General features: G+C 67.0%; 21 protein-coding genes and 3 tRNA genes. 6 read left to right on the forward strand and 18 right to left on the reverse strand.

Features of this window, described 5'->3' with window-relative positions; all coding sequences use genetic code 11:
• Window positions 1-70 precede the first annotated feature (70 nt).
• The 15 genes from NO876_RS04500 to NO876_RS04570 all read right to left on the reverse strand — a co-directional run bounded on the left by NO876_RS04500 (window position 71) and on the right by NO876_RS04570 (window position 8,748).
• A complete protein-coding gene (locus NO876_RS04500; RefSeq protein ID WP_256420483.1) occupies window positions 71-1,075 on the reverse strand; it encodes a zinc-dependent metalloprotease in 1,005 nt (334 codons plus the stop codon).
• A gap of 59 nt (window positions 1,076-1,134) precedes the next feature.
• A complete protein-coding gene (locus NO876_RS04505) occupies window positions 1,135-2,286 on the reverse strand; it encodes an MBL fold metallo-hydrolase (RefSeq protein ID WP_256420484.1) in 1,152 nt (383 codons plus the stop codon).
• A 146-nt stretch (window positions 2,287-2,432) separates the two neighbouring features.
• Window positions 2,433-3,251 (reverse strand): 30S ribosomal protein S2, encoded by an 819-nt coding sequence (gene rpsB, locus NO876_RS04510; RefSeq protein ID WP_256420485.1) that lies wholly within the window; start codon window positions 3,249-3,251, stop codon window positions 2,433-2,435.
• Window positions 3,248-4,453, reverse strand: a complete 1,206-nt coding sequence (eno, locus tag NO876_RS04515) for a phosphopyruvate hydratase (RefSeq protein ID WP_256420486.1) — start codon at window positions 4,451-4,453, stop codon at window positions 3,248-3,250. Before eno ends, rpsB begins: the two co-directional genes overlap by 4 nt.
• Before the next feature lies 1 nt (window position 4,454).
• Window positions 4,455-4,637, reverse strand: coding sequence for a DNA-directed RNA polymerase subunit K (locus NO876_RS04520; RefSeq protein ID WP_256420487.1), 183 nt, complete (start codon window positions 4,635-4,637; stop codon window positions 4,455-4,457).
• Window positions 4,634-4,828 (reverse strand): DNA-directed RNA polymerase subunit N, encoded by a 195-nt coding sequence (locus tag NO876_RS04525; protein WP_103990105.1) that lies wholly within the window; start codon window positions 4,826-4,828, stop codon window positions 4,634-4,636. The genes NO876_RS04520 and NO876_RS04525 overlap by 4 nt, the downstream gene beginning before the upstream one ends.
• Window positions 4,829-4,840: 12 nt before the next feature.
• The gene (locus NO876_RS04530) at window positions 4,841-5,239 is read right to left on the reverse strand and encodes a 30S ribosomal protein S9 (RefSeq protein ID WP_103990106.1); all 399 of its coding nucleotides are present in this window, start codon (window positions 5,237-5,239) and stop codon (window positions 4,841-4,843) included.
• Window positions 5,233-5,670, reverse strand: coding sequence for a 50S ribosomal protein L13 (locus NO876_RS04535; RefSeq protein ID WP_256420488.1), 438 nt, complete (start codon window positions 5,668-5,670; stop codon window positions 5,233-5,235). The genes NO876_RS04530 and NO876_RS04535 overlap by 7 nt, the downstream gene beginning before the upstream one ends.
• Window positions 5,667-6,017 carry a 50S ribosomal protein L18e gene (locus NO876_RS04540; protein WP_256420489.1) on the reverse strand — a complete coding sequence of 117 codons (351 nt, stop codon included), beginning with the start codon at window positions 6,015-6,017 and terminating at the stop codon, window positions 5,667-5,669. Before NO876_RS04540 ends, NO876_RS04535 begins: the two co-directional genes overlap by 4 nt.
• Before the next feature lie 104 nt (window positions 6,018-6,121).
• A tRNA-Leu gene (locus NO876_RS04545) sits at window positions 6,122-6,206 on the reverse strand.
• 173 nt (window positions 6,207-6,379) lie between these two features.
• Complete coding sequence (locus NO876_RS04550) at window positions 6,380-7,162, reverse strand: DNA-directed RNA polymerase subunit D (protein ID WP_256420490.1); 783 nt, start codon at window positions 7,160-7,162, stop codon at window positions 6,380-6,382.
• Window positions 7,163-7,169: 7 nt separating this feature from the next.
• Entirely contained in the window at window positions 7,170-7,565 is a 396-nt protein-coding gene (locus NO876_RS04555; RefSeq protein WP_103990110.1) for a 30S ribosomal protein S11, read from the reverse strand.
• 3 nt (window positions 7,566-7,568) lie between these two features.
• Complete coding sequence (locus tag NO876_RS04560; RefSeq protein ID WP_256420491.1) at window positions 7,569-8,096, reverse strand: 30S ribosomal protein S4; 528 nt, start codon at window positions 8,094-8,096, stop codon at window positions 7,569-7,571.
• A 3-nt stretch (window positions 8,097-8,099) separates the two neighbouring features.
• Window positions 8,100-8,639, reverse strand: coding sequence for a 30S ribosomal protein S13 (locus NO876_RS04565; RefSeq protein WP_256420492.1), 540 nt, complete (start codon window positions 8,637-8,639; stop codon window positions 8,100-8,102).
• A 23-nt stretch (window positions 8,640-8,662) separates the two neighbouring features.
• A tRNA-Ser gene (locus NO876_RS04570) sits at window positions 8,663-8,748 on the reverse strand.
• Between the two features lie 231 nt (window positions 8,749-8,979).
• On the opposite strand from NO876_RS04570, the gene NO876_RS04575 reads away from it, so the two are divergent.
• The gene (locus tag NO876_RS04575) at window positions 8,980-9,345 is read left to right on the forward strand and encodes a thioredoxin family protein (RefSeq protein WP_256420493.1); all 366 of its coding nucleotides are present in this window, start codon (window positions 8,980-8,982) and stop codon (window positions 9,343-9,345) included.
• Window positions 9,346-9,417: 72 nt separating this feature from the next.
• Here the strand turns inward: NO876_RS04575 and NO876_RS04580 are convergent, their stop codons facing one another.
• The 3 genes from NO876_RS04580 to moaA all read right to left on the reverse strand — a co-directional run bounded on the left by NO876_RS04580 (window position 9,418) and on the right by moaA (window position 11,757).
• The gene (locus NO876_RS04580; protein ID WP_256420494.1) at window positions 9,418-9,624 is read right to left on the reverse strand and encodes a hypothetical protein; all 207 of its coding nucleotides are present in this window, start codon (window positions 9,622-9,624) and stop codon (window positions 9,418-9,420) included.
• A 113-nt stretch (window positions 9,625-9,737) separates the two neighbouring features.
• Window positions 9,738-10,460 carry a type 1 glutamine amidotransferase gene (locus NO876_RS04585; RefSeq protein ID WP_256420495.1) on the reverse strand — a complete coding sequence of 241 codons (723 nt, stop codon included), beginning with the start codon at window positions 10,458-10,460 and terminating at the stop codon, window positions 9,738-9,740.
• 286 nt (window positions 10,461-10,746) lie between these two features.
• Complete coding sequence (gene moaA, locus NO876_RS04590) at window positions 10,747-11,757, reverse strand: GTP 3',8-cyclase MoaA (protein WP_256420496.1); 1,011 nt, start codon at window positions 11,755-11,757, stop codon at window positions 10,747-10,749.
• 149 nt (window positions 11,758-11,906) lie between these two features.
• Between moaA and NO876_RS04595 the strand changes: the two genes are divergently transcribed.
• The 5 genes from NO876_RS04595 (at window position 11,907) to NO876_RS04615 (ending at window position 15,243) form a co-directional block, all read left to right on the forward strand.
• Window positions 11,907-12,980, forward strand: coding sequence for an Mrp/NBP35 family ATP-binding protein (locus NO876_RS04595; RefSeq protein ID WP_256420497.1), 1,074 nt, complete (start codon window positions 11,907-11,909; stop codon window positions 12,978-12,980).
• 2 nt (window positions 12,981-12,982) lie between these two features.
• Complete coding sequence (locus NO876_RS04600) at window positions 12,983-13,618, forward strand: uracil-DNA glycosylase (protein ID WP_256420498.1); 636 nt, start codon at window positions 12,983-12,985, stop codon at window positions 13,616-13,618.
• 129 nt (window positions 13,619-13,747) lie between these two features.
• A complete protein-coding gene (locus tag NO876_RS04605) occupies window positions 13,748-14,512 on the forward strand; it encodes a TIGR04282 family arsenosugar biosynthesis glycosyltransferase (protein WP_256420499.1) in 765 nt (254 codons plus the stop codon).
• A 63-nt stretch (window positions 14,513-14,575) separates the two neighbouring features.
• Window positions 14,576-14,659: transfer RNA gene (locus NO876_RS04610), tRNA-Ser, on the forward strand.
• A 263-nt stretch (window positions 14,660-14,922) separates the two neighbouring features.
• A complete protein-coding gene (locus NO876_RS04615; RefSeq protein WP_256420500.1) occupies window positions 14,923-15,243 on the forward strand; it encodes a DUF5785 family protein in 321 nt (106 codons plus the stop codon).
• Window positions 15,244-15,284: the final 41 nt, after the last annotated feature.

Raw genomic sequence — 15,284 nt, forward strand, 5'->3', positions numbered from 1 at the left:
GCCCCGTTGTCACCCCGAGAGAAAGAGTATGACGGTCGCGATCCGCGGGTTGTCCGCTCGCACCCCCGACCTAGGGATCGACCCGCTTCAACCACTGCGCGGGGTCGTCCAACTCGGCGCTCGTCGGGAGGTTCTCCGGGCGTTCCCAGACGGCCGCGGCCGCGGCGACGCCGCGCCGATCTGCGACCGTCCGGAAGAACTCCGCCCCGCGCTCGTACTGTCGGCGCTTCAGTCCCAGACCGAGCAGCCGACGCGCCAGGCGGGCGAGCGGACCGCCGCCGCGACGTCGCTCGTCGAGTTTCGCACGGAGGTCGGCGTACTCGTCGTCGAAGGCCCGGTCCATCAGCATCTCGGCGTACCCCTCGACGGCCGTCATCGCGACGTCGAGGTCGTGGAACGCCTCGCGGTCGAACCCGCCCTTCGTGAGCGTCTCCAGGCCGTCTTCCATCCGCGACTCCAGGTGCTCAGACAGCCACGGGGCGGCGCCGAACTCCGCGGCGTGGGCGACCTCGTGGAAGGCGATCCACCGACGGAACCGGGGGTAGTCGACGTCGAGCGCGTCGGCGGCAGCGACGATGTTCGGGTGGACGAAGTAGAGGCTGTGGTCCGCCTCGTCGGGATTCGCTGGGCCATCCGACGCAGACGCGTCGCCGTCGGCCAACAGCAGCGGGTCGTACTGTCCGAGGACGTGCGAACCCAGAAACGAGAGGACGAAGGTCATCGACCCGGTGTTGATCACGCGGGTCGCGTTCGGGAACGCCACCTGCAGTTCGGATTCGACGGGGCGCATCACTCGGCGGAACGTGGAAACGTTGGCGTCGATCCAGTGGTGGCGGTTCTGCACCTCGATCGTCTCGGGGACCTCGAAGTCGAGACCGCCGACCGACCGCAACCGCTCGCGAGCGTCGCGGACGTCCGCGGCGTATCCACTGCGATCGTCGGGCGTCAGGTCGAGCCGTCCCGCGTCGGTCGCGCTCTTCGCGGCTGTCGCGACGGCGTCCCAGTCGATGCTCCCGGAACCGTCGCCCGTGCCCGACGCGCTCGCAATCGCGCGAACGCTCCGATAGAGGTTCATACCGATACGTGGTGAGCCGGGCGCAAAACCCTTGTTCCGGTGCGGGATCCCGCGAGACGTCACGCCGCGCAGTTGTTCGGCCCCAACTCGACCTCGGTCGCCTCGTTCTCGTCGAGTTCGGCCGTCCCGCGGTTCACGTCGATGACCGTCTCGTAGTTCGGCGGCTTCTCCGTTCCCTCGCCGGTCAGGCGCTCGACGAACGCCGCCTCGTCGAGGGCGAACAGGTCGAGTTCGGATCGAAGGTCGCCGAGCGTCGCCGCGATCAGTTCGCCCGGCCCACCGACGCCGAACCGGCCGTCGGCGTCGACGGAGACGTGTCCCGGGAGCACGACGACGTCGTCGCCGAGGGGATCGTACCGGTCGTGGATCGTCTCGTAGAGCAGCCTCGCGCCGTGTTCGGCCCCCTCCTCGCCGAACTCCAGTTCCGTTCGACCGACCGACTCCACGAACAGCGTGTCGGCCGACAGGAGGTAGGTGTCGTCGACGAGGAGGTTCACGAGCTCGGTGGTGTGACCCGGCGCGGCGAGGACCTCGGCGTCGACGTCGCCGACCGAGAGCGCCTCCCCGTCGGCGAGCGGTTCGTAGTCGTAGGCGACGCCGCGTTCGTCCGCGTCGGCGCTCAGGTAGTAGGGGACCGAGAGCCGCTCGGCCAGCGCGCGCCCGCCGGAGACGTGGTCGGCGTGGACGTGGGTGTCGAGGACGCCCGTGATCACCATCCCGTTGTCCGCGGCGACGAGCTCGAACTCGTGATGCTGGCGGGTGGCGTCGACGACCAGCGCTTCGCCCGCTTCGCGGTCGCCCACGACGTAACCGAGACAGCCCTTCGCGCGCCGCTGGATCTGTGCGAGGTACAGGTCGCCGTCGGTCTCGACCTCGACGACGTCGTAGAGCTTGCTCCAGTCTTCCATCCCGCCCTTGACGACCTGGACGTCGAAGCCGCGCGTGGAGAGCTCGAACCCGAACGACGTCGAGGACAGCCCCTTGCCGCAGATGACCGCGACCGAGCGCCCCTCGACGATTTCGGCGACGTCGTCCCAGTCGATTCCGTTCCCGAGGCCCTCGACCGGGTGGTACGGGACGTTCACCGCGCCCGGCACGTGCCAGGCGTCGAAGCTCTCCGGCGGCCGGGTATCGACGACAGTGAGGTCATCGCCGGCGTCGATCGCCGCCGCGAGTTCGTCCACAGTGAGCTGATCCAGGAGTTCCGGCATAGGTGCGGATATGGGACACACGCGAATAATCGTTTCTGGCCGGCCGTCGCTACGCCCGGCGTGGCGAGCGCAGTCGCTCCGCGGTGGCGTCGCCAGCGATCGAGGAAACGCGAAAAGTCTCTGCGGGCGTCGAAAGTCGGACGGCGTTAGATCTCGTCCTCGAAGTCGTCGAGGCCGTAGACGGTGTCGCTGCCGCGGCGGTCGAGCGTCTCGTTGGCGAGCAGCCAGTAGACGACCGACAGCGCGCGTCGACCCTTGTTGTTCGTCGGGACGACGAGGTCGACGTTGCTGGTCTGGTTGTTGGAGTCGCACATCGCGATGACGGGGATGCCGACCGTGATGGCCTCCTTCACCGCCTGCGCGTCGCCGATCGGGTCGGTGACGACGACCACGTCGGGTTCGATGTAGCCGGCGTAGTCGGGGTTCGTCAGCGTCCCCGGGATGAACCGGCCGGTGCGAGCGCGCGCGCCGACCGCGTCGGCGAACTTCGTCGCCGGGAAGCGGCCGTACTGGCGCGAACTCGTGACCAGGATCTGCTCGGGGTCGTAGTTCGCGAGGAAGTCCGCGGCCGTCCGGATCCGCGAGTCGGTCTGGCTGACGTCCAGCACGTACAGGCCGTCGTCGCGGACGCGGTGGATGAACCGCTCCATGTCCTCGGTCTTCTGCTGGGTCCCGATGTGGACACCTGCGGAGAGGTAGTCCTCGACGGGGATGAGGAGGTCGGCCTCCTCGTCGGGCATCACGTCCTCGTCGAACGTCGGGCCCGATTCCTCGGGTGCTTCGGCCTCGGCAGCCTCGTCGGCGGCCGCGCCCTCGTCGGCGGCGACCTCGTCTTCGGCGGCCTCGGCGACCGGTTCGGTCGTCTCGGCGTCGGCCTCGGTCGCCTCGACGTCGTCTGCGGCCTCCTCGGCCACGTCGGACTCGTCGGCGGCGACTTCGACCGCGTCGTTGTCGTTCTCTGTCATACTGCGTCGTCCGCGATGCGGATGAGTTCGTTGAGTTTGGCGGTGCGCTCGCCCTGGACCGTTCCGGTCTTGATGAAGCCGGCGTCGGTCGCCACAGCGAGGTGTGCGATCGTCGTGTCCTCGGTCTCGCCCGAGCGGTGGGAGATGACCGTCTCGTAGCCGTTCTCGGTCGCCAGTTCGATCGCGTCGAAGGCGTCCGAGAGCGTGCCGATCTGGTTGGGCTTGATGAGGATCGAGTTCCCCGCGTCGGCGTCGATACCCGCCTGCAGGCGCTCGACGTTCGTCACGAAGAGGTCGTCGCCGCAGACGAGCGTCTGCTCGCCGACGCGGTCGGTGAGCTCCGCGAAGCCCTCGTAGTCGTCCTCGTCGAGGGGGTCCTCGACGTAGACGAGACCGTACTCGTCGACCATCTCGGCGACGTAGTCGACCTGTTCGGCGGTCGATTTGACCTCGTCGCCGTAGACGTAGCCGTCCTCGTCGGCGTCGTAGAGTTCGGCGGCGGCCATATCCAGGCCGAAGCCGATCTCGAAGCCGAGGTCGTCGGCGACGTCGGCGACGGCCTCGTCGACGACCTCGAACGCCTCGGCGTCCGAGATGGGGGGTGCCCACGCGCCCTCGTCGCCCTTCGCCGCGGGAACCCCACGGTCGTCGAGGATCTCGGAGATGCGCGCGTGGACGGCCGCGTTCGCGAAGACGGCCTCGGAGACGCTCGGCGCGCCGACCGGCGCGGCGAGGAACTCCTGGATGTGGGTCGCCTCCTTGGCGTGCTCGCCGCCGCCGACGACGTTGCCGAGGGGCGTCGGGAACGACTCCCCGCGGAACGTCCCGCCGAGGTGCTGGTACAGCGGCGCGCCGAGCACGTCGGCACCGGCCTTCGCGGCCGCCATCGAGATGGCGACGGCGCTGTTCGCGCCGATCTCCGAGAAGTCGTCGGTGCCGTCCGCCGCGTGGAGCGCGGCGTCGACCTCGCGCTGGTTGCCGGCGTAGACCTCGCCGAGGAGTCGCGGGAGCGCGTGCTCTCGCGCCGCGGCGATGGCCTCGCTGGGCGGGAGTTCGAGGGCCTCGTATTCGCCCGTGCTCGCCCCGCTCGGGGCCGCCGCACGGCCGAAGCCGCCGGATTCGGTCAAGACGTCGGCCTCGACGGTGGGGTTGCCACGGGAGTCGAGGATTCGCCGGAGCGAGACGTTCGTGATCAGCGTCATGTCAGTTGCCCTCGCGCTTGACCGTGAACGGGAGGACGCCGGCGTCGTACTCCTCGGCGGCGACCAGGATCGGTTCCGACTGGTCGGTGTCGACGAGCACGGGTGCCCCGTAGGACACCTGCAGCGCTCGCGCGCCGAGGATGCGGGCCTTCTCGTACCGGTTGTACTGCGTTTTCCCGCTCATTGGTAGGGGGCGACGACGTCGACGAGGTCCTTGTGCGAAACCATCATCCGTCGGCAGCAGTGCCGCTCGACGCCGAGTTCGTCCAGCACCTTCGCCGGGTCCTCGTCGCCCTCGCGGGCACGCTCTTTGAATTCGTCCCAGTGTTCACCCACGACGTTGCCGCACGTGAAACACCGAACTGGTATCATCATAGTTGGATCACCTCAGCGGTAGGACTTCTGGTAGCGCGCCCGCGCGCCCGGTCCGCCCCACTTCTTGGGTTCGGACTGGCGCACGTCGTTGACGAGCAGCGAGCGGTCGAAGTCCATATACGCGTCACGGAGTTCGGCGTCGTTGAGATGCTGCACCAGCCCGCGGGCGATGGCCGTCCGCGCGGCGTCGGCCTGCCCGGCGAAGCCGCCGCCGGAGAGACTGACGTCGATGTCGACCTGCGAGCGGAGATCCTCGCCGGCGATGCGGAACGGTTCCAGCATCTTCAGGCGGGCCATCTCCGGCTCGACGAGTTCGACGGGCTGGGAGTCGATTCGGACGCGACCCTCGCCGTCGCGCACCGTGGCGCGGGCGATGGCCGTCTTCTTCTTGCCAGAGGTATTCGTTACCATGTGACTTTCGCACCCAGGTTCTCGGAAATCTCTCCGAGCGTGAGGAACTTGATGTTCGAGAGTCGATCCAGCGTGGTGTCGTCGAGCGCCTCGCCGTCCTCGTCGAACGGGTTGCCCACGTAGACGCGGACGTTCGAGAGCGCTTCGCGACCGCGCTGTGTCTTGTAGGGGATCATTCCGCGCACGGCGCGCTTGAAGATCCCGTCCGGACGCGTCGGGTAGTGCGGTCCGCGGTCGGAGCCGACCTCCGCTCGCTTCTCGTAGGTCCCCATCACGTCCTCCTCGGAGCCGGTGATCACGGCGTCCTCGGCGTTGACGATCGCGACCGTCTCGCCGTCGAGGGCGCGCTGGGCGACCTCGCTGGCGACGCGACCGACGATGCAGTTTCGCGCGTCGACGACGACGTCGGCGTCGAACTCTGCGAGGCTCATCGGATCACCCGCACGTTGCTTCCGTCGGGGTTCTCCTCGATGGCGCGTTCGAGCGCCACGGTCTCCCCGACCTGTTCGATCTTTGTTCGAGCGGACGACGAGAAGTCGACCGCCGCGACTGTAACGTTCTTTTGCAGCGCCCCACTCCCCAGCACCTTGCCGGGGACGACGACGGTCTCCTCTTCTTGAGCGTACCGTTCGATACGCCCGAGGTTGACCTCCGCGTGGGTGCGCCGCGGCTTCTCCAGACGGTCCGCGACGTCCTGCCAGATGTTGGCACCGGACTCGCGAGAGACCGCCTTCAGCTCGGCGATGAGACTGTTGAGTCTCGGATTCGTCTTACTCATTATCTATCTCCTGAGAGTGATACGGACGGCGTCTGCCGGCCGTACGAGAGAAAACGGAGCGGAAACAGGTAGCCACAGCTCTCCCATTCGGTCGAGCTGAGAAGTGCAGGGAGCAGGATTTGAACCTGCGGACCCCTATGGGACAGCGCCCTGAACGCTGCGCCGTTGGCCAGACTTGGCTATCCCTGCTCGCACTCCGTTCTACTGCGTGCCCCTTCAAACTCCTTTCGATCTGGCAACGCCGACCGCGGCCGCGCCGTGCCGCGTCGATCGCGGCGCTACCGGCGGTCTGTGTCGTCTGAGACGACGCAGACGGCGCGGCGGGCGGGCGTCGGGATGGGAGTGAAGGGACAGACATGATACTATACCGCGACCTTCTCTTCGAGTTCGGCTGCGCGGTCGCCGAGCGACCCGGCGGCGCGAAGCACCAGTTCCTCGACGGTGAACGACCCGTCCGTCTCCACGTGGAAGACGAACGCCTCGGGGACGTCGTGGACCTCGACCTCTTTCCCCGGATACCGGTTCGTGAGGTCGTTGTCGAACGCGTCGGTGGGAACGAGATCGCCGTCTTCGGCGGTCTCGTCGGCGGCGTGTTCTGCGGCCGCCTCTTCGATCACGCCACGCAGGATGTTCGGTTCCTGTGAGGCGAACTCGCCGGCGTCGCCGACGACCTCCACGCGCTGGAGGTGCCGGTAGCCGACGGAGACGCCGCCCTGGTGTTTGGCGTGCGCCTTCCCGGTGTCGAGGACCGCGTCGGCCTCGAACTCGAGATGCTGGTCCTCTTTCAGTTCGACGATGGGGACGTTCTCGTCCGCCGGCTGCACGAGCACGTCCGACGACTCGATGTCGCCGGAGTACGCCGTCGCCGGTCCCTGCACGTCGAGCGCGAGGGTGACGGTGTCGCCGACCTCGAAGTCGTCGAGCGGCGTCGTCAACGGGACGAGCCCCAGTCGGAGCCCGATCATCTCGTCGAACATCACCGAGGAGTTCTCGACGAACCGGACGGTGTCGATACTGAACGTCGGCACGTCGGCCACCATCGCTCGGCGGATGCCGTTGGCGACGGCCGGCGACGCGCCGCGGACGAGGAACCGGGCCTTCCGGTCGCCGCGTTCGATGAACTCGACCTCGAAATCGTTCGTCATTGGTGTCTCAGAGGCGGCTGTTTTTCGGCGCGCGAGTCCCGTCGTGCGGGATCGGTGTGACGTCCTCGATGCGGCCGATCTCGAGTCCGGCGCGGGCCAGCGCGCGGATCGTCGCCTGCGCGCCGGGACCGGGGCTCTTGTTGTCGTTCCCGCCCGGGCCGCGGACGCGAACGTGCAGGCCCTCGATGCCCGCCGCTTTGATCTCCTCGGCGACGGACTCGGCCATCTGCATCGCCGCATAGGGCGAGGCCTCGTCGCGGTTCTGCTTCACCACGGCACCGCCGGACGACTTCACGATCGTCTCGGCACCGGTCAGATCGGTGACCGTGATGAGCGTGTTGTTGAACGACGCGTGGACGTGGGCGATCCCCCACTTGTCTCGGGTTGTCTCGGATTCGCTCATGGGTTACTCCTGACCCTCCGCGCGCTCGGGGTGTAGCTCGTCCGCGAGCGGGCTCGTCTCGTCGAACGCGATGCTGTCCTCCTCTACGACCTCGACGGTCTTCGACGGGCGCGTGACGCGCGCGTCGTCGACGACGACGTGGCCGTGGACGATGAACTGTCGCGCCTGCTCGGGCGTGCTCGCGAGGCCCTTCCGGTACGCGACGGTCTGCAGTCGGCGTTCGAGAATGTCGGTGACGTCGAGGCCGAGGACGCGACTGATGTCGTCGTCCTCCGAGAGGACGCCGTAGCGGCGGAGCCGGGCGAGGAACTCCTCGCCGGCCGCCTCGGCTGCCTCTAAGTCGCCCTGCGCCTCGCCGATGAGGCGTCGCGCCTCGCGTCGGTAGTTCCGGAGTTCGGACTGGGCGCGCCAGAGCTCCTCTTTGTTCTTCAGGCCGTAGCGGCCGAGAAGGTCACCCTCCTGGACGATTCGCTCGCCCTGGAACGGGTGATTCGGCGTCTCGTACCGCTTGGTGTTGTTTCCGGTCGCCATTGGTTATAGTTCGTCGCCTTCCTCTTCTTCGCCGGCGGCCTCTTCGGCGGCCGCCTCCTCTTTGATCGCCTCGACGTTGACGCCGATCGTCCCCTCGGTGCGTCCGGTGGACTTCGTCCGCTGTCCGCGGACCTTCTGTCCGCGCTTGTGTCGGACGCCCCTGTAGGAGTTGATCATCTTCATGCGGTTGATGTCGTGGCGGCGCTTCTCTTCGAGGTCCGAGCCGGTCTCGTGGGTGGTCTCTCCGCTGAAGAAGTCGCTTCGGCGGTTGGCCATCCACTCGGGGATGTGTTCGTCGAAGTTCTCGACGACCTCGACGACGGAGTCGATCTCGTCGTCGTCGAGCAGACCGAACGTCGCGTGTCGGTCCACATCCGCGGCGTCGGCAACGATGCGCGCCGTGCGCTTGCCGATTCCTTTCATCTCGCTTAGACTTCGCTCTACCGTCTTCGTCCCGTCGAGATCGGTCTGTCCGATCCGGACGAAGTAACGGAGGTCTTCCTCCTCCTCGGGAGCGTCGTCCTGTGGTTCTTCTGCACTCATGACTTTGTGGGCAGTCTGGTGAGCGTTGCGGCGGGGATTCGAACCCCGGAGGCATTAACGCCACAGAGTTAGCAACCCTGCGCCTTGGGCCAGGCTTGGCTACCGCAACGCGCGGTCTCGTACTGTCGCCCTTGCGGACTCGGGAGCGGATCCCCCTACAGCGTATTGCAGGCTGAACAAGCCGCGGTCGCTACTTAAACGTCACGATAGGGTCTGTGAGTGCGAGCGACCCACACGGCGGCGATTCGTGGGACGGACACCCACGACAGACCGTGGCGGGTGTGCGCCGCTCCGGACAGCGCGCCGATAGTATATCACGGTCGGCGACCAACTGGTGGGTATGAGCACTGACGCATCCACGGCCGGTTCGACACCGGAGCGACCGGTGGTCCTCGACAGCGAAGCCGACCTCGACGAGTTCCTCGCCGCGCACGACCGCGTCCTCGTCGACTTCTACACCGAGGGCTGCACGCTGTGTGCCAGCATCGAACCCGTCGTCGGCAACGTCGCGCGCGCACACGACGATCTCGCCGTGGCGACGATCAACCCCCGAAACGACCCGCCGCTGATCGATCGGTTCCGAATCACGAGCGCGCCGACGCTCCTGCTCTTCGAGGACGGCGAGGTCGTGGGCCGCCTCGCCAGCGGCTTCCAGGGCGGCGACGCTATCGACGCGTTCCTCGAAAACCCGAGCGGCGACGAATAGGCGGTAATCGACGCCTGAATCGTCGTGTTCACGCGCTGTGGCACGAGGCGCGGCGCTCCGGACTCGCTGGCCTCACTCCTCCGCGTAGATGAGCGTTCGTCGACACGTCGGGCAGACGTACGGAACCGGCGCGAGAATCTCGTCCGCGCGTATGCCGCTCAAAAGCCCGTCGTCGTCAGCGGGAGAGACGATCGATAGAGATCCGAGCACGTCGGTCCCTTGTAACTCCATTCGTTCTAGCGGTTCCCCACAGTCCGGACAGACCTTCTCGGAGGACATACGCGTCGTCTCTCGTCTCCCGGCAAAAATTCGGCGTTCGCTCAGTCTGCGAAACGCGGTCGTTCGCGAACTCGGTCGTCACCGAGGCGGTCGCTGGACCGGCCGTCGCCGGATCACTCGGCGGTCGTGACGACCGGCTCGCTCTCGACGACCGTCAAGAAATTCTCGAAGACCCGTTTCGCGGCCTCGGTCTCGGCGTGTCGCTCCGGCGTCGCCTCGGCCAGGACCGCGTCTACCTGCTCCGCGGGCACGCCCTCCTCGCGCTTGCCCTCGACCACCTTTCGCACCGTCTCCAGGTCGTACTCCGGGTGGAACTGCACGCCGAACGTCGGTCCCAGCGAGAAGGCCTGACACGACGTCTCGTTGCCCGCGAGTTCGACCGCGCCCGGCGGGAGCCGAAGCACCTCGTCGGAGTGCGTCTCGAAGCCGACGAACTCGCCGGGCATCGACGCGAAGAGCGGCGAGTCGTCGTACCGCTCGATGTTCCGGTAGCCGAGTTCGTACTCGCCCATATCGTCGACACAGCCGCCGAGTTCCTGCGCGAGGAACTGGTGGCCCCAGCAGATTCCGAGCATCGGGACGCCGAGTTCGTGGAGATCCCGAACCAGTTCGCCGAGCGTCTCCATCCACGGCTCGCCGTCGTAGACGGACGTCTGCGACCCGGAGATGACGACGCCGTCGTACGGCCACGACCCGTCCGCGCCGGGCCACTCAGGCAACTCGCCTTCGCTCACTTTGAACGCCGACACCGCCGCGTCGAGTTCGCGCCGGACGTTGCGCTCGGCCGGCGTCTCGCCCACCGAGGCGTCGAACAGGGCGATTTGGGGTACACTCATACGCGTCAGTACGGCCCGACTACGCTTTAATATTGTTTAGAATGTCCAAATTCACGCACAACCGTTCATTCGACGTCGATGCGGGATCGAGCACGACGCGGTCAGCGGAACAGTCCGGGCGGGAGAGAAGCCGTAGTTCGGTAGAGGCGGGGATCCATCGCCACCGCATACAGCGGACACACGACGGGCGTCTCAAGAATCGAAACGGCAGGCTGGGTGTCGAGCGTCTGCGAGGCGGACTGAGCGTCAGGTGTCCGGCAGGCGGGCAGTTGGCACGGGCCGAATGTCAGGACGGGGTGACCGGCGCGTCGATGTAGTCGTCGTTGACGACCCACTCGCCGTCCTCCTGGATCATATATTCGCCGTAGTAGGGAACCCGGTTCGCGACCGTCTCGCGGAACGTCTCTCGGATCTCTTCTTTCGACATCTCGCCCATCGAGCGGAGGTCGTCGTTGCGGTTGAGACAGCCTTTCAAATACCCCTCGTGGGTGACGCGCACGCGGTGGCAGTTCGCACAGAAGTTTGGGTTCTCGACGGGGTCGACGATCTCGACCATTCCGGCCTCTGACCCGTCGGCTGCGCCGTCGCTTCCGGATTCCCCGCCGACGTAGTAGCGTCGGCGGTTGTGCATCTCTCTGATCTCGACCCGGTCGGCCTCCTCTTCGAGCCAGTTGTGCACGCGCTCGATGTCGATGTTCCACTCGGGGCGACCCGTCAGCTCCGGCATGTACTCGATGAGCTGGAGCTGGAGTCCGGAGTTCTCCGCGACGTGGTCGACCATCCCCTCGACGTAGCCGGCGGTGTGCTCGAAGACGACCATATTCAGCTTCACCGGGTCGAGACCGGCGTCGAGGGCGGCCTCGACGCCCTCGATGACCTTCTCGTACGCCCCGGATTTCGTGATCTCCGCGAACGCGTCGGGGTCGATAGCGTCCTGTGAAACGTTGACCCGTTCGAGGCCGGCCTCTTTGAGGTCCTCGGCGCGGCCGGGGAGGAACGTCCCGTTGGTCGTCAGCGAGACTTCCATCGAGTCCGGCGTCCGTTCGATGATCTCTTCGAGGTCGCCCCGCAACATCGGTTCGCCCCCGGTGAACTTCACCTTCCGGACGCCGAACTCCGAGACCACTTCGAGGAACCGCACGATCTCGTCGGCAGTCATCTCGTCGTCCTGTGGGTCCATCGGGCCGCGGGTGTCGCCGAGCCCCTCGTTGTGACAGTAGACGCAGTCGAAGTTGCATCGATCCGTCAGGGAAACGCGAACGCCGGACACCTCGCGCCCGAAGTCGTCTTCGAGCATTAGGCGAGAGTTCGTCGCGACGCAGATAAATTCGCCGTCGTCCCCGGACGTTATGTAACCGTTTGTAATTACATTTGTCGGCGATTTCCCGGCAAAAGACGACGGAACCGGTCAAAACCCTTATCCGCCGATCTCACCGACCTCGGTGTATGAACGACGAAGCCGTCCGCGAGCGTCTCCGCTCGGTTTCGGACCCCGATCTCGGCGACGACATCGTCTCGCTCGGACTCGTCAACGCCGTCGACGTCGACGAGGACGCCGGAATCGTGCGGATATCGCTGGCACTCGGCGCGCCCTACTCCCCTTCGGAGACGGAGATCGCGAGCGACGTGCGCGAGGCGCTCGCAGACACCGGCTACGAGATCGATCTCACGGCGCGAATCCCATCCGAGGTCGACCCCGACGAGGACGTGCTCCCGGGCGTCGAGAACGTGATCGCGGTCGCGAGCGGGAAGGGCGGCGTCGGCAAGTCGACCGTCGCGGTCAACCTCGCGGCGGGGCTCTCGGAGCTCGGCGCGCGCGTCGGGCTGTTCGACGCGGACGTCTACGGGCCGAACGTCCCGCGGATGGTCGGTGCAGACGAGGCCCCGCAGGCGACGGGTGAGGAGACGATTATTCCCCCCGAAAAGTACGGGGTGAAGCTGATGTCGATGGCCTTCCTCGTCGGCGAGGACGATCCGGTCATCTGGCGCGGCCCGATGGTCCACCAGCTGCTCACCCAACTCGTCGAGGACGTCGAGTGGGGCGACCTCGATTATCTCGTTCTGGACCTCCCGCCGGGGACCGGCGACACCCAGTTGACCGTCCTGCAGACGCTGCCGCTCACGGGCGCGGTGATCGTCACGACGCCCCAGGACGTCGCCGTCGACGACGCGCGGAAGGGTCTGGAGATGTTCGGCAAGCACGACACGAACGTCCTCGGCATCGTCGAGAACATGGCGTCGTTCCGGTGTCCCGACTGCGGATCGACGCACGACATCTTCGGGGCGGGCGGCGGCGAGGCGTTCGCCGCCGAGAACGACCTCCCCTTCCTCGGATCCATCCCGCTCGACCCGTCGGTTCGCGACGGCGGCGACGGCGGCGAACCGATCGTCCTCGACGACGGCGAGACGGCCGACGCGTTCCGCGTGATGACCGAGAGCGCGGCCGATATGGCCGGCGTGGTCCGACGCCGTGAGGCGTCGCGTCGGAACGCCTCGGCCGGCCGGTCGCCGCGGGAGTGAGTATGGACGCCGAACAGGACTCCCTGGCGAACCCGTTCAGTATGGACGAGGCGTGTCGGAACTGCGAGGGTCTCTGCGACGTCCGGTCGAACGTCGTCCACGGCTACGGCGACGTCGGCGGAGAGTTCCTCTTCGTCGCCGAACGTCCCCACGTCGGGGCCGACGAGACGGGCGTCCCGTTCACCGGCGACCCGGCGGGCGAACGACTTCAGCGGATCCTGGGGGAACTCGGCTTCGCGCGCTCGCCGCCCGATGCCGACGACCCCGAGTTACAGAACGCCTTTCTCACCTATCTCACGCGGTGTCGACACCCCGAGCGGCCGCCGACCGACGAGGAGGTCCGGACCTGTGAACCGTACCTCAACGCGGAGATCCGGATGATCAACCCCGAGATCATCGTCCCGATCGGCCAGCGGACGCTGGACGCGCTCGCGACGGACTACACGACGAACCGGCCGGGCGACGTCGAGGTCGCCGAGGCGCACGCGACGACCGTCAGGGGACGGGGTTTCGAACTCGTGCCGATGCTCGAACTGGAGTCTCAGACCGACGAGCAGACCGCGGCGTTCGTCGACCACCTGCTGGAGAACGTCTTCGCTCGCGACTACCGCCAGACGAAGGGTCGTCGCGGACGCTGACAGTCGGTCCCGGCCGCGCGGCCCCGAGTCGACGAGAATCCGAGTCGACGAAGGTATCGCGTCCGCGACGGCGGGAGCTCCGGGGTCCGAAAACGTCGGGTTCAAGAGCGACGGCGGCCGAGAGGAAGTATGACCGTCGTCGCCGTTTTGGCCGACCCGCCGCGTCCGGGACTCGCGCTGCCGCGACTCGCGGAGACGAGCCCGCTTTCGGAAGTCGCAGCCGCGGAGCTCTCGGAGGCGATGCTCCGTGACACCCTCCGCGCAGTCGAGCGGTCCGGGGGCGACCTGCTCGTGAACTACCGCCCGGACGACCTGCTTCCCGAGTCCGCCGTCGATCCCGAGGAACCCTCCGAGGACGCGCTCAAATCGATCGCCGCTGACGTCCTCGACGATCCCGCGGCGGCGCGCTTCGAGGTCCAGGTCGGCTCGACGTTCTCCGCGCGCGCCGGCAACACGGTGAGTCACCTGCTCGGCGAGGAGGGCGTGCAGTCGGCCGCGGTGCTCCGCGGCGACGCGCCGTTCGTGCTCCGCTCGACGATCGATTCCGCGGCGATGAAGCTCCGATCCCACGACGTTGTCCTCGGTCCCTCGACGGACGGCCGCGTCTACTACGCCGGGTTCAAAGCCCCGATCGACTTCGAGGGGGCCTTCGCCGCGCCCGAGGCGGAGACGCTCGTCGACCGCGCGAACGACGCCGACCGCGACGTCGGCTTCTTGGGGATGCAGCCGACGGTCCGGACGGGATCGGATCTCGCGACGCTGGTCTCGACGATCCGCGCGCGCTGGCAGGCCGGGCGCGTCGTCCCCGAGCGGACGGCGGAGTTCGTCGTCGACAACGGGCTCGCGGTCGTCGCCGACGACGCGGGCGACGGACTGCGACTCGTCCGGGAGTAATCCGGTAGTCGCGTCGGAAGCGACCGACAAGTCTTAGATGCCGGGTCGGAAACTACCGGGCGCGGTGGGATGGCAGAGCGGCCTATTGCGCCTGCCTTGAAAGCAGGTATCCTCACGGATTCCTGGGTTCAAATCCCAGTCCCACCGCATATTGTCACGAACTTCCGCGAGCACCTCGTGTGCTCGCCACCCGTGAGTGACTCTCGCGGATACGCTGGGATTTGAGCCCTGCCAGTCGCGCGCAGCGAGGAACGAGCGAGCACGTCTGGCTCCGGTTCAAATCCCAGTCCCACCGTCTCAAGTGCGCGAGCGACAGCGAGCGCGATTGTCGGTCCGATGGGATTTGAATCAGGGAACGTCGCTGCCGACAGATGCGTAACGGCTTTGCCGTGGCTCCACAACACGCGGGTATGGACTGGCCACACGACCCCGACAGCGAAGCGGGCTCCGAGGGCAGACGCAAGTACGGCCACGCGGTGATCGCAAAGAAGGTCGACGAGGAGGAGGACTTCCCGCTCTCTCGCGACGAGTTCGTCGAGGAGTACGGCGACCACCCCGTTCGACTGGACTACGAGCGCGTCGTCTCCGTCGCGGAGATCTTCGAGCACGTCGAGCCCGACGAGTTCGAGGACTTCGTCGCGTTCCACCAGGCGGTCGGCCGAGCGATGCGCGAGAACGACTACTGGTTCTACGAGGGCGCAGCGCAGTTCGTCGACGCGAACGAGGCCTGACCGGACACGTCCGTTCTGACGTCTATATAAACAAGTAGGCG

The organism is Halobellus rarus (assembly GCF_024494595.1).
GTDB classification, from domain to species: Archaea; Halobacteriota; Halobacteria; order Halobacteriales; family Haloferacaceae; genus Haloquadratum; species Haloquadratum rarum.

What these genes read in the sequence shown, in the direction of transcription:
- NO876_RS04585 (WP_256420495.1), bottom strand. Translation starts at nt 10,460, where the DNA reads ATGAGTGTACCCCAAATCGCCCTGTTCGACGCCTCGGTGGGCGAGACG.
- NO876_RS04560 (WP_256420491.1), bottom strand. Translation starts at nt 8,096, where the DNA reads ATGGCGACCGGAAACAACACCAAGCGGTACGAGACGCCGAATCACCCG.
- NO876_RS04555 (WP_103990110.1), bottom strand. Translation starts at nt 7,565, where the DNA reads ATGAGCGAATCCGAGACAACCCGAGACAAGTGGGGGATCGCCCACGTC.
- NO876_RS04540 (WP_256420489.1), bottom strand. Translation starts at nt 6,017, where the DNA reads ATGAGTAAGACGAATCCGAGACTCAACAGTCTCATCGCCGAGCTGAAG.
- NO876_RS04615 (WP_256420500.1), top strand. Translation starts at nt 14,923, where the DNA reads ATGGACTGGCCACACGACCCCGACAGCGAAGCGGGCTCCGAGGGCAGA.
- NO876_RS04530 (WP_103990106.1), bottom strand. Translation starts at nt 5,239, where the DNA reads ATGGTAACGAATACCTCTGGCAAGAAGAAGACGGCCATCGCCCGCGCC.
- NO876_RS04500 (WP_256420483.1), bottom strand. Translation starts at nt 1,075, where the DNA reads ATGAACCTCTATCGGAGCGTTCGCGCGATTGCGAGCGCGTCGGGCACG.
- NO876_RS04520 (WP_256420487.1), bottom strand. Translation starts at nt 4,637, where the DNA reads ATGAGCGGGAAAACGCAGTACAACCGGTACGAGAAGGCCCGCATCCTC.
- NO876_RS04505 (WP_256420484.1), bottom strand. Translation starts at nt 2,286, where the DNA reads ATGCCGGAACTCCTGGATCAGCTCACTGTGGACGAACTCGCGGCGGCG.
- NO876_RS04605 (WP_256420499.1), top strand. Translation starts at nt 13,748, where the DNA reads ATGACCGTCGTCGCCGTTTTGGCCGACCCGCCGCGTCCGGGACTCGCG.
- NO876_RS04525 (WP_103990105.1), bottom strand. Translation starts at nt 4,828, where the DNA reads ATGATGATACCAGTTCGGTGTTTCACGTGCGGCAACGTCGTGGGTGAA.
- NO876_RS04580 (WP_256420494.1), bottom strand. Translation starts at nt 9,624, where the DNA reads ATGTCCTCCGAGAAGGTCTGTCCGGACTGTGGGGAACCGCTAGAACGA.
- eno (WP_256420486.1), bottom strand. Translation starts at nt 4,453, where the DNA reads ATGACGCTGATCACGAACGTCTCGCTCCGGCGAATCCTCGACTCCCGT.
- NO876_RS04535 (WP_256420488.1), bottom strand. Translation starts at nt 5,670, where the DNA reads ATGAGCCTCGCAGAGTTCGACGCCGACGTCGTCGTCGACGCGCGAAAC.
- NO876_RS04550 (WP_256420490.1), bottom strand. Translation starts at nt 7,162, where the DNA reads ATGACGAACGATTTCGAGGTCGAGTTCATCGAACGCGGCGACCGGAAG.
- NO876_RS04595 (WP_256420497.1), top strand. Translation starts at nt 11,907, where the DNA reads ATGAACGACGAAGCCGTCCGCGAGCGTCTCCGCTCGGTTTCGGACCCC.
- NO876_RS04565 (WP_256420492.1), bottom strand. Translation starts at nt 8,639, where the DNA reads ATGAGTGCAGAAGAACCACAGGACGACGCTCCCGAGGAGGAGGAAGAC.
- NO876_RS04575 (WP_256420493.1), top strand. Translation starts at nt 8,980, where the DNA reads ATGAGCACTGACGCATCCACGGCCGGTTCGACACCGGAGCGACCGGTG.
- rpsB (WP_256420485.1), bottom strand. Translation starts at nt 3,251, where the DNA reads ATGACAGAGAACGACAACGACGCGGTCGAAGTCGCCGCCGACGAGTCC.
- moaA (WP_256420496.1), bottom strand. Translation starts at nt 11,757, where the DNA reads ATGCTCGAAGACGACTTCGGGCGCGAGGTGTCCGGCGTTCGCGTTTCC.
- NO876_RS04600 (WP_256420498.1), top strand. Translation starts at nt 12,983, where the DNA reads ATGGACGCCGAACAGGACTCCCTGGCGAACCCGTTCAGTATGGACGAG.